Source organism: Sinimarinibacterium thermocellulolyticum (genome assembly GCF_040327995.1).
Classification (GTDB): domain Bacteria; phylum Pseudomonadota; class Gammaproteobacteria; order Nevskiales; family Nevskiaceae; genus Solimonas; species Solimonas thermocellulolyticum.
Genome location: NZ_JBEPIJ010000007.1, coordinates 105,575 through 117,253, shown reverse-complemented (window position 1 = coordinate 117,253; position 11,679 = coordinate 105,575). Strand labels below are relative to the sequence as shown.

Genomic DNA, 11,679 nt, shown 5'->3' with positions numbered 1-11,679 from the left:
GCGTATGTCGACGATTCCGGTCCAGGCGCGCCACCGCTTCGAAGAGGCTGCGCTCGCGCGCTATCTGCGCGAACACGTCGAGGGATTCTCCGGCGAACTCGTCGTCGAGCAGTTCAAGGGCGGCCAGTCCAACCCGACCTACAAGCTCACGGCCGGCGGCAAAAGCTACGTGTTGCGGCGCAAGCCGCCCGGCAAGCTGCTGGCGTCGGCGCATGCGGTCGATCGGGAGTATCGCGTGATCCGCGCACTCGCGAACACCGAAGTGCCGGTGGCGAGGACCTACTGCCTGTGCGAGGACGAGTCGGTGATCGGCACCGCGTTTTACGTGATGGAGCACGTCGAGGGCCGCATCCTCTGGGACCCGGCCCTGCCGGGCGATGCGTACACGCCGGCCGTGCGGCGCGCGATGTTCGAGGAGATGAACCGCGTGATCGCCGCGCTGCATCGGGTCGACTACGCCGCCATCGGCCTTGCCGACTACGGCAAGCCCGGCAACTACTTCGCGCGCCAGATCGGCCGCTGGACCAAGCAGTACCGCGCCTCGGAAACCGAGCGCATCGACGCGATGGACCGGCTGATCGCCTGGCTGCCGGAGCACATCCCACCCGGCGACGAAACCACCATCGTCCACGGCGACTACCGCCTCGACAACGTGATCTTCCACCCGAGCGAGCCGCGCATCCTCGCAGTGCTGGACTGGGAGCTGTCGACGCTGGGCCATCCGCTCGCCGACTTCGCCTATCACTGCATGACCTGGCACATCCCGGCCGGCGTGTTCCGCGGCCTGGGCGGCGTCGAGCTCGCCGAGCTGGGCATCCCGGCGGAGTCCGAGTACGTGCGGATGTACTGCCAGCGCACCGGCCGCGACGGCATAGACCCGAACCACTGGGACTTCTACATGGCCTACAACCTGTTCCGCCTCGCCGCGATCCTGCAAGGCATCGCCGGCCGCGTGAAAGACGGCACCGCCGCGAGCGCACAGGCCGCGCAGATGGGCGCGGCGGCACGCCCGCTGGCCGAGCTGGCCTGGGCGCAGGTCGAGAAGATTCTCGGGCGCCGGTAGTCAACACCCTGTCCCGTGCGCCGGAGTGGGCGACCAAACGGAGAGTTCAAATGAGCTTCGAATACTCGGCCAAAACCCTCGATCTGATGGAGCGCCTGAATGCCTTCATGGACGAGCACATCTATCCCAACGAGCAGCGCTTCTTCGCCGAGGTGGCCGAGGGTGACCGCTGGCAGCCGACGCGGCTCATCGAGGCGCTCAAGGTCAAGGCCAAGGCCGCCGGGCTGTGGAATCTGTTCCTACCCGAATCCGAGTACGGCGCCGGCCTGAGCAACCTCGAGTACGCGCCGCTGTGCGAGATCATGGGGCGCGTGATCTGGGCACCGGAGGTGTTCAACTGCTCGGCGCCGGACACCGGCAACATGGAAGTGCTGGTGCGTTACGGCACGCCCGAGCAGCAGGAGCGCTGGCTCAAGCCGCTGCTCGCGGGCGAGATCCGCTCGGCTTTCGCGATGACCGAGCCCGAGGTGGCCTCGTCCGATGCCACCAACATCGCCTGCCGCATCGAGCGCGACGGCGACGAGTACGTGATCAACGGCCGCAAGTGGTGGACCTCCGGCGCCAACGATCCGCGCTGCAAGATCTTCATCGTCATGGGCAAGACCGACCCGGACAATCCGAACCGGCACCGCCAGCAGTCGATGATTCTGGTGCCGCGCGACACCCAGGGCGTGAAGATCGTCCGCCATCTGCCGGTGTTCGGCTACGACGACGCGCCGCACGGCCACGCCGAGATCGTCTTCGACAACGTGCGTGTGCCGGCGTCGAACATCCTGCTCGGCGAAGGGCGCGGCTTCGAGATCGCGCAGGGCCGCCTCGGCCCCGGCCGCATCCATCACTGCATGCGGCTGATTGGTCTGGCCGAACGCGCGCTCGAAAAGATGTGCAAGCGCTCGCTGCAGCGTGTGGCCTTCGGCAAGCCGGTCGCGGCGCAGACGGTGACGCTGGAGCGCATCGCCGAGTCGCGCATCCTGATCGACTCGGCGCGCCTGCTGACGCTCAAGGCGGCGTACATGATGGACACCGTCGGCAACAAGGTCGCGGCCAAGGAGATCGCGATGATCAAGGTCGCGGCGCCGAACATGGCCTGCCAGGTCATCGACTGGGCGATCCAGGCCCACGGCGGCGGCGGCGTGACCGACGACTTCGGCCTCGCCTACGCCTATGCGCAGGCACGCACGCTGCGCCTGGCCGACGGCCCGGACGAGGTGCACCGCAATGCGATCGGCAAGATGGAACTGGCCAAGTACGTCGGCAAGGACGCCATCAAGGCCTACGTCGGCGCCAGCGGCGTGTCGCGCGCGTAGTTCGGGCCACGCCCATCGCCGGCCCGCGCCCCCCACACTCACGGAGAAGCGGATGTCCACCAATCGCCAGTTCAAGCTCAAGCAACGCCCCGTCGGCATGGTCAAGCGCGAGGACTTCGAGTTCGTCTGCGGACCGGTCCCGGAACCGGGCGACGGCGAGTTTCTGGTCCGCAACGCCTATATCTCGCTCGATCCGGCGATGCGCGGCTGGATGAACGAAGGCAAGTCTTACGTGCCGCCGGTCGGTATCGGCGAGGTGATGCGCGCCGGCGCGGTCGGCAAGATCGTGAGGTCGAATCATCCGAAGTTCGCCGTCGGCGAGCACGTCGTCGGCCTGTTCGGCGTGCAGGACTACGCCGTGTCCAACGGCAAGGGCGTGACCAAGATCGACCCGAAGCTCGCGCCGCTGCCGGTGTACCTGGGCACGCTCGGCATGCCGGGCATGACCGCCTACTTCGGCCTGCTGGAAGTCGGCAAGCCCAAGGCCGGCGACACCGTCGTCGTCTCCGGTGCGGCCGGCGCGGTCGGTCAGGTCGTCGGCCAGATCGCGAAGATCAAGGGTTGTCGCGTCGTCGGCATCGCCGGTGGCGCGGAGAAGTGCCGCTACGTCGTCGACGAGCTCGGCTTCGACGCCTGCATCGACTACAAGAACGAGGACGTCAGAAAGGCGCTCAAGCAGCATTGCCCGCAGGGCGTGAACGTCTACTTCGACAACGTCGGCGGCGACATCCTCGACACCGTGCTCACCCAGCTCGCGATGCGCGCGCGCATCGTCATCTGCGGCGCGATCTCGCAGTACAACAACACCGCGCCGGTGAAAGGCCCGAGCAACTACCTGTCGCTGCTGGTCAACCGCGCGAGCATGACCGGCATGGTCGTGTTCGACTGGGCCGACCGCTACGGCGAGGCCGTGCGCGAGATGGGCGGCTGGCTCGCCGCCGGCCGGCTCAAGACGCGCGAGGATATCGCCGAGGGGCTGGAGAACTTTCCCGAAACCCTGCTGCGCCTGTTCAAGGGCGATAACATCGGCAAGCTGGTGCTCAAGGTATAGCCCGCGTCCGCAAAACTCGCGAGTGTCGCGCTCGATCGCGGCGCCGCCACAACGAGAGGAGAAGCACGCATGTCGCAGACCGGCGAGCGTCCGGTGACGGTGCCTTCCGCACCATCACTGGCGTACCCGTGGTTCGTCGTCGCGATCCTGATGATCGCCTATGTGTTCTCGTTCGTGGACCGGCAGATCCTCAATCTGCTGGTCGGGCCGATCCGCGCTGACCTGGGCATCAGTGACACGCAAATGAGCCTGCTGATGGGCTTCTCGTTCGCGATCTTCTACACGATCCTGGGCATTCCACTGGCGCGCATCGCCGATGCCAAGAGCCGGCGCGGCCTGATCGTCGCCGGCCTCGTCGTCTGGAGCGCGATGACCGCGTTCTGCGGGCTTGCAAAGCACTACTGGCAGCTATTGCTGTTTCGCATCGGCGTCGGCGTCGGCGAGGCGGCGCTGTCGCCAGCGGCGTACTCGATGATCGCCGACTACTTTCCGCCCGAGCGCCGCTCGACGGCGATGAGCGTGTACTCGATGGGCATCTTCCTCGGTTCCGGCCTTGCGTTTCTCGTCGGCGGCCTGGTGGTGCAGTACAGCGTCGCGCGGGGCACGGTGCTGTTGCCGCTGCTCGGCGAGATCCGGCCATGGCAGACCGTGTTCCTGATTCTGGGCATCGCCGGCATTTTGTTCAGCTTCGCCTTCCTGCTGGTGCGCGAGCCCAAGCGTCAAGGCGTGATCGACGGCCAGAACAGCCTGCCGTTTTCCGAGGTCGTCGCCTACCTGTGGGCCAACCGCCGTGCGGTGCTCAGCCACAACGTCGGCTTCGCGATGCTGGCGCTGTGCTCTTACGGCACCACCGCGTGGATCCCGACCTACTTCGTTCGCTCTCATGGCTGGACCGCGTCTGAGATCGGGATCGTCTTCGGTCTTGAGGTCGTGGTCTTCGCAAGCGCCGGCATCATCATCGGCGGCCGCATCGCCGACCGCTGGATCAAGCAGGGCCACCGTGACGCGGCGCTGCGCGTCGGTGTGCTCGCCGGCGTCATCACCATGATCGGCGGCGCCGGCTACCTGCTCGCGCCCAACGGCCCCTTCGCCGCGGTCGCCCTGGTGGTGCCGGTGTTCGGACTGGCGATGCCCTTTGGCGCCGCCCCGGCGGCGCTGCAGGAGGTCGTGCCCAACCGCATGCGCGGCCAGACCACCGCGGTCTACCTGTTCATGACCAACATGATCGGCCTGGGCATCGGCCCGACCGCGATCGCGCTCATCACCGACTACGTCTTCGCCGACGACGGCATGCTGCGCTGGTCGATGCTGATCGTCGCCTGCGTTTCGCTGCTGACCGCGATGGCGATTCTCGCCGCCGGCATGAAGCCGTATCGCGAGATGTACGCGCGGCTGGCCGCGCGCTGAAACGGCATCGGTGCGCCGGATCGGCAGCGGAGCAAATCGAGCACGGAGATCCGGCGCCGTGCGCCCGCTGGCGGCGCCGCCAGCGGGCAAAGGGTGCGTCCGCCGCCTCGTCAGTCGCGTCGAGACCGCGCGATATCCGCTCGCCTCAGAGCATCAGCAGCTTCACCGCGATATAGCCGATCAGCGCGATCTGGATCAGGAAGAACGTCGCGCGCAGCAGAATCTGGATGAACGAGGTGCCGCTGATGTGCATCACGCTCTGGGCCACGCGTGCGTAGAGCACGTAGGCAGCGACGCCGTCGGCGATCGCGATCTGGTCCATCAACGCGGCCACGGCGACCACGCCGACGAACAAGGGCAGGTTCTCGATACAGTTGAGGTGCGCGTTCTTGGCGCGCTGCAAGAACGGCGGATCCACCGGCGCCTTGTTGCGCTCCCAACTGTCGATGGGCTTGGCGCCCAGCAGCGCCTGCGGGATGCGCGGCCCCGCGTAGATCAGCAACAGCACGATCATCCACAGGATGTAGAGCAGTACTGCGTCGAATGCCGTCATCGCAAGTTCCTCGGTGCACGTGGATATCGGCCCTGACGCGACGAGCCGTCGCGGCTTGCCGAGACGCCGGGCCCAGCGGGTCCATCGCCTATCACTATAACCACCTCGCCGTGGCCCGCCAACACCCGCACCGGAAGCAGGGTCCGATCTCGGCCAGCCTCGGGCGCGCCGCAGCGCTCGAAACGTCGGCGGACGCTCAGCGCACGATGCGATAGCAGGGCACGTAGTCGCTGCCCGGCAGCTTCATGCGGTGGCTGGCGGCGAATGCACCGAGCAGAGCGTCGAGGCGCGCCATGATGCCCGCATCGCCGCGGATCTCGAACGGTCCGTGTTCTTCTACGGCCTTGATGCCGTCCGCCTTGACGTTGCCGGCGACGATGCCGGAGAAGGCGCGGCGCAGTTGCGCGGCGAGCCGATGCGGCGGCTGGTCGCGGTGCAGGTCGAGCCCGGCCATGTTCTCGTGCGTGGGGACGAACGGGCGCTGGAACGCCTCGTCGATCTTCAGCAGCCAGTTGAAGGCGTAGGCGTCGTTGCGCCGACGGCGGAACTCGGCGACTCGTTGCACACCCTCGGACATCTGACGCGCGACCTCGGCCGGATCGTCGACGACGATGCGATAGCGTTCGCGCGCCTCATCGCCCAGCGTCGCGGCGACGAAGTCGTCGATCTGTGCGAAGTAGTCGCGCGCCGATGCCGGGCCGGTAAAGACCAGCGGATACGGCATGTGCCGATTCTCCGGGTGCAGCAGGATGCCGAGCAGATAGAGGATCTCCTCGGCGGTGCCGACGCCGCCGGGAAACACCACGATGCCGTGCGCCATGCGCACGAAGGCTTCGAGGCGTTTCTCGATGTCGGGCAGGATCACCAGCGCGTTGACGATCGGATTCGGCGCCTCGGCGGCGATGATTCCGGGCTCGCTGATGCCGAGGTATTGGCCATCGGCAATGCGCTGTTTGGCATGGCCGATGGTCGCGCCTTTCATCGGCCCTTTCATCGCCCCCGGTCCGCAGCCGGTACCGATGTCCAAGCCGCGCAAACCCATCTCGTAGCCGACGAGCTTGCTGTAGTCGTACTCCTCGCGCGAGATCGAGTGCCCGCCCCAGCAAATGATCAGTCGCGGTCGCGTCGTCGCGCGCAGCACGCCGGCGTTGCGCAGGATGTGGAACACCGCGTCCGTCGTGCCCGCGGACGTCGTCAGATCGAAGGACGGGTTGTCCATCACGCGCTCGCTGACGTAGAGGATGTCACGCAGCACGGCGAACAGGTGCTCGCGGATGCCCTGGATGATGCGACCGTCGACGAAGGCCTGGGCCGGCGCGTTCTTCAGTTCGAGCTGCAGGCCGCGCTCCTGCGGCACGATGCGGATGTCGAAGTCCGGATAGCGCGCGAGCAGCGCACGGCCGTCGTCGATGTCGCTGCCGGTGCTCAGCACCGCGAGCGAACACTGCCGGAACAGGGCGCGCAGGTCGCCGCGGCTGGCATCGAGCAGGCGCGCCACCTCGGCGCGCGACAGCAACGCCAGATGACGGCTCGGTGAAACCGTGGCGTCGACGACGGCTAAGGACATGGGCATCGGGGCTCGCGGAAGCGGGCCCCGAGTGTAGCGGCTCGACGCACGCCGTTCGCGGCCTATGCCGCCATCTGTGCGCCGAACAGTGCGAGGTGATGGTCGGCGTCGCCGAACAGCATCGTGATCATCGTCAGCCGCTTGAAGTAGTGGCTGACCGGAAGCTCGTCGGTGACGCCGATGCCGCCGTGCAGCTGCACCGCCTGTTGCCCGACGAAGCGCGCGCTCTGGCTCACCAGCACCTTGGCAGCCGACACCGCGCGCCGACGCTCGGCGACATCGGCATCGAGCTTGGCGGCGGCGAGATACACCATCGAGCGGGCCTGCTCGGCGTGCAGATACATGTCGACAGCGCGGTGCTGCAAGGCCTGGAAGCTGCCGATCGGCACGCCGAACTGCTTGCGCGTCTTGAGGTAGTGGACGGTCTGCTCGATCAACGCCCCCATGTTGCCGACCGCCTCGGCGCAGAGCGCGACGTTGGCGGCATCGACGGCCTTCTCGATGACCGGCAGCGCGGCGTGCTCGGCACCGATCAACGCCTTGGCATCGACGCGGACCTGGTCGAAATGCAGATCGGCGGCGCGCTGGCCATCGTGGGTGGGGTAAGCCCGCCGGCGCAGGCCCGGGGCGCCGGCGTCGACCAGGAACAGCGACAGGCCCCTGGCGTCCCCCACCTCACCCTCGGTACGCGCGGCGACGATGATCTGATCGGCGATGTCGCCGTGCAGCACCGCGGTCTTGTCGCCGCTGAGCAGCCAGCCGTCGCCATCCCGCCGGGCGCGCATCGCGATGCGCGTCGGCGCGTAGCGCTGCCGCGGCTCGTCGAGCGCCACGGCCAGCAGAAGTTCGCCGCTGCCGACGCCCGGTAGCAGCGCCGCCTTCTGCGCCTCGTTGCCGGCGTCGGCGATCACGCCGGCGCCGAGCACGACGGTGGCGAGATAAGGCTCGACCACCAGCGCGCGCCCTAGGGCTTGCATGACCAACAGTGTGTCGAAGGCATTGCCTCCGAAGCCGCCGTGATCCTCGGGCAGCGCGATCGCCAGCGCGCCGAGTTCGGCGAGCCGCTGCCACTGCGCCCGGCTCCAGCCTTCGGCAGAGCGCATGATCGCGCGGCGCGTGTCGAAGTCGTAAGCCTCGCGCAGATAGCGCTCGAGGCTGTCGCGGAACTGGCGCTGCTCGTCGGTGAAATCGAAGTCCATGTCCCCGCCCTCAGAAGCCCAGGATCATCTTGGAGATGATGTTTTTCTGGATCTCGTTGCTGCCGCCGTAGATCGTGGTCTTGCGCATGTTGAAGTACTGACCGGTCAGCGGTGGTGCATAGGCGGGGCCAATGATCGGTCCGTCGTAGCCGGCGTCGAGCGCGGCGTGTTGGAAGGCCAGCGCGTCGTGGCCCAGCGCGAGCATCATCAGCTCCGAGAGGGTCTGCTGGATCTCCGAGCCGCGGATCTTGAGCAGCGAGGCCTCGGGTCCCGGCGCCTTGTGTTCCATCTCGGCGGCGATCACGCGCAGATTGGTCACTTCCAGCGCCATCAGCTCGATCTCGATCTGCGCGATGCGGTCGCGAAAGCGCGGATCGTCGATCAGACGGCCGCCATCGGCGGCCGGCTGCTGCGCGGCGATCTCTTTGAGCTGCTTGAGCCAGCGCTTGGAGCGGCCGATCTCGGCGATGCCTGTGCGCTCGTGGCCGAGCAGGAACTTGGCGTAGGTCCAGCCCTTGTTCTCCTCGCCGACGCGGTTGGCGACCGGCACCTCGACGTTGTCGAACCAGACCTCGTTCACCTCGTGCTCGCCGTCGAGCAGGATGATCGGGCGCACGGTGATGCCGGGCGATTTCATGTCGATCAGCAAGAAAGAAATGCCTTCCTGCTTACGCGCCTGATGATCGGTGCGCACCAGGCAGAAGATCCAGTCGGCGTGCTGGCCGAGCGTGGTCCAGGTCTTCTGGCCGTTGACGACGTAGACGTCGCCGCGGCGCTCGGCGCGGGTCTTGAGCGAAGCCAGATCCGAGCCGGCCCCCGGTTCGGAATACCCCTGGCACCACCAGTGCTCGCCGGAAAGGATGCGCGGCAGGAAGTACGCCTTCTGCGCCTGCGAGCCGAAAGCCATGATGACCGGCCCGACCATGCGCAAGCCGAACGGCAGCGTCGGCGGCGCGCCGGCGTCGGCCAGCTCCTCCTCGAAGATATGGCGCTGCACCGCGTTCCAACCGGTGCCGCCGTACTCCACGGGCCAGTTCGGTGCGACCCAGCCTTTGCGGTAGAGGATCTCGTGCCAGCCGAGATAATCCGCTTTGGTCAGGCGCTTGCCGCCGAGCACCTTGGCGCGCAGTTCGGGTGAGAGTTCGGCATCGACGAAGGCGCGCACCTCGGCGCGAAACGCCTGCTCCTCGGGCGTGAAGTTCAGATCCATGGGCCGCCGTGGACATGTCGGTGGAGGGCGCAGCTTAGTCAGCGCCACCGCACCGGCACAACTGAAACAAGTGCATGGGGATGTATAAGAACTCCGCATGTCGCGGCGCGCGTCACCATGCGTGCGACGAATCCTCGTGCATCGACGGATTTCATTTGCCCCGTCGGTGCGGCCTGCCTACCGTGCGTCGCTGGGCCATGATCGAGGAGACCCGATGAGCGTCTTGAGCTACGAAACCCGCGGCGAGATCGCCGTGATCCGCATGCACAGCCCGCCGGTCAACGGCCTGGGGCTCGACCTGCGCAAGGGCATCGCCGAGGGCTTGGCGAAGGCCGCGGCCGACGCCGCGATCAAGGCGGTGGTCCTGACCGGGACCGACAAGGCTTTCTCCGGCGGCGCTGACATCCGCGAGTTCGGCTCGCCGAAGATGACGGCCAGCCCGAGCCTGCACGAGATCATCGACACGCTCGACACGAGCAGCAAGCCGGTGGTCGCGGCGATCGCCGGCATGGCGCTCGGCGGCGGCCTCGAACTGGCGCTGGGCTGTCATTGCCGCGTCGCGCGCGGCGATGCGCAGATCGCGCTGCCGGAGGTCAAGCTCGGCCTTTTGCCCGGCGGCGGTGGCACCCAGCGCCTGCCGCGCGTGGTCGGCGTGCAGACCGCGCTCGACATGATCGTCTCCGGCGCGATGCTGCCGGCGGCGAAACTCGCGCAGACCAAGCTGTTCGACGCCGTCGTGGATGGCGATGTCGTCGAGGCGGCGATCGAGCTGGCGCGCCGCATGGACAAGCCGCGGCGCGTGCGCGACCTTGGCGTCGAGCTGCCGGACGCGGCGGCCTTTTTCGCCGAGGCGCGCGAGAAGGTAAAGAAGGCGGCTGGCCCCTTGCCGGCGCCGATCAAGTGTCTCGAATGCGTCGAGGCCGCGGCGACGCTGCCCTTCGACGAGGGCATGAAAGTGGAACAGGCTGGCTTCATGTTCTTGTTGAACGGCCCGGAATCGCGGGCCCTGCGTCACGCCTTCTTCGGCGAGCGCGCGTGCATGAAGATCCCCGACGTCCCCGAGGACACGCCGCTGCGGCCGATCGAGCGCGCCGCGGTGATCGGCGCCGGCACCATGGGCGGCGGCATCGCGATGAGCTTCGCCAACGCCGGCATCCCGGTGCACCTGCTCGAAATCGATCGGCAAGCCCTGGACAAGGGATTGGCCGTCATCCGTCGCAACTATGAGCAGCAAGTGCGCAAGAACAAGCTCACCGCCGAGCAGATGGAACGGCGCATGGCGCTGATCTCCCCGACGCTCAGCTACGCCGATCTGGCGCAGGACGACCTCGTCATCGAGGCGGTGTTCGAGGACATGCAGGTCAAGCAAAAAGTCTTCGAACGGCTCGATGCGGTGATGAAGCCCGGCGCGATCCTCGCGAGCAACACCTCGACGCTGGACCTCAACCGGATCGCCTCGTTCACGAAGCGACCGGCCGACGTCGTCGGCCTGCATTTCTTCTCGCCGGCGAACGTGATGCGCCTGCTCGAAGTCGTGCGCGGCGAGAAGACCGCGAAAGACGTGCTGGCCACGGTGATGAAGCTCGCCAAGACCCTGCAGAAGCTGCCGGTGGTCGCCGGCGTCTGCGACGGCTTCATCGGCAACCGCATGATCGGCAAGTACGCCGGCGAGGCCCTGCGCCTACTCGACGAGGGCGCGCTGCCGCAACAGGTGGACGGCGCGCTCGAACGCTGGGGCATGGCGATGGGGCCGTTCCGCATGAACGATCTGGCCGGCAACGACGTGAGCTGGCTGATCCGCAAGCGGCACTACGCCGAAGACCCCAAGCGGCGCCGCGAAGCCGTCGCCGACCGCCTGTGCGAGCTCGGGCGCTACGGCCAGAAGACCGGCAAGGGCTGGTACCGCTACGAGCCGGGCGACCGCACCGCGCACCCGGACCCACAGGTCGAACAGATCATCGACGAGCAGCGCAAAGCCGCCGGCATCACGCCGCGACAGATCAGCGACGAGGAGATCGTCGAGCGCCTGATCTTCGCACTGGTCAACGAGGGCGCGCGCATCCTCGAGGAAGGCATCGCCTTGCGCGCCTCGGACATCGACATGATCTACCTCAACGGCTACGGCTTCCCACGGCACCGCGGTGGGCCGATGTTCCATGCCGACACGATCGGGCTGGCCAAGGTCGCGCAGCGCATGCGTGAATTTGCGCAGCGTCCCGGCGCCGATGCCTCGTTCTGGCAGCCGGCGCCGTTGTTGGAAAAGCTCGCCGCGCAGAACAAGACCTTCAACTGACCATCCTCGTGCAAGGGCCGGGCGCATGC

The 11,679-nt window shown here is 67.3% G+C and carries 9 protein-coding genes; 5 read left to right on the top strand and 4 right to left on the bottom strand.

The genetic code is table 11. The features are described 5' to 3' along the window. Positions 1-4 precede the first annotated feature (4 nt). From ABSH63_RS08085 to ABSH63_RS08070, 4 genes are all read left to right on the top strand, one after another. On the top strand, positions 5-1,063 hold the full coding sequence (locus ABSH63_RS08085; RefSeq protein WP_352888875.1) for a phosphotransferase: 1,059 nt from the start codon (positions 5-7) through the stop codon (positions 1,061-1,063). Positions 1,064-1,113: 50 nt separating this feature from the next. After that, positions 1,114-2,370 carry an acyl-CoA dehydrogenase gene (locus tag ABSH63_RS08080; protein WP_352888874.1) on the top strand — a complete coding sequence of 419 codons (1,257 nt, stop codon included), beginning with the start codon at positions 1,114-1,116 and terminating at the stop codon, positions 2,368-2,370. Positions 2,371-2,422: 52 nt separating this feature from the next. Further along, complete coding sequence (locus ABSH63_RS08075) at positions 2,423-3,421, top strand: NADP-dependent oxidoreductase (protein WP_352888872.1); 999 nt, start codon at positions 2,423-2,425, stop codon at positions 3,419-3,421. A gap of 69 nt (positions 3,422-3,490) precedes the next feature. Beyond that, positions 3,491-4,828: a spinster family MFS transporter gene (locus tag ABSH63_RS08070; RefSeq protein ID WP_352888871.1), complete on the top strand. Its 1,338-nt coding sequence runs from the start codon at positions 3,491-3,493 to the stop codon at positions 4,826-4,828. A gap of 145 nt (positions 4,829-4,973) precedes the next feature. Here ABSH63_RS08070 and ABSH63_RS08065 read toward each other — a convergent pair whose 3' ends face one another. The 4 genes from ABSH63_RS08065 to ABSH63_RS08050 form a co-directional block, all read right to left on the bottom strand. Continuing rightward, positions 4,974-5,381, bottom strand: a complete 408-nt coding sequence (locus tag ABSH63_RS08065; protein WP_352888870.1) for an MAPEG family protein — start codon at positions 5,379-5,381, stop codon at positions 4,974-4,976. A gap of 196 nt (positions 5,382-5,577) precedes the next feature. Next, positions 5,578-6,948 carry a nucleotide 5'-monophosphate nucleosidase PpnN gene (ppnN, locus tag ABSH63_RS08060; RefSeq protein WP_352888868.1) on the bottom strand — a complete coding sequence of 457 codons (1,371 nt, stop codon included), beginning with the start codon at positions 6,946-6,948 and terminating at the stop codon, positions 5,578-5,580. Between the two features lie 62 nt (positions 6,949-7,010). Further along, positions 7,011-8,147, bottom strand: a complete 1,137-nt coding sequence (locus tag ABSH63_RS08055) for an acyl-CoA dehydrogenase family protein (protein WP_352888866.1) — start codon at positions 8,145-8,147, stop codon at positions 7,011-7,013. 10 nt (positions 8,148-8,157) lie between these two features. After that, positions 8,158-9,357 (bottom strand): acyl-CoA dehydrogenase family protein, encoded by a 1,200-nt coding sequence (locus tag ABSH63_RS08050; protein ID WP_352888864.1) that lies wholly within the window; start codon positions 9,355-9,357, stop codon positions 8,158-8,160. Positions 9,358-9,571: 214 nt separating this feature from the next. Between ABSH63_RS08050 and ABSH63_RS08045 the strand changes: the two genes are divergently transcribed. After that, a complete protein-coding gene (locus tag ABSH63_RS08045; RefSeq protein ID WP_352888862.1) occupies positions 9,572-11,650 on the top strand; it encodes a 3-hydroxyacyl-CoA dehydrogenase NAD-binding domain-containing protein in 2,079 nt (692 codons plus the stop codon). The last annotated feature ends 29 nt before the right edge of the window (positions 11,651-11,679 follow it).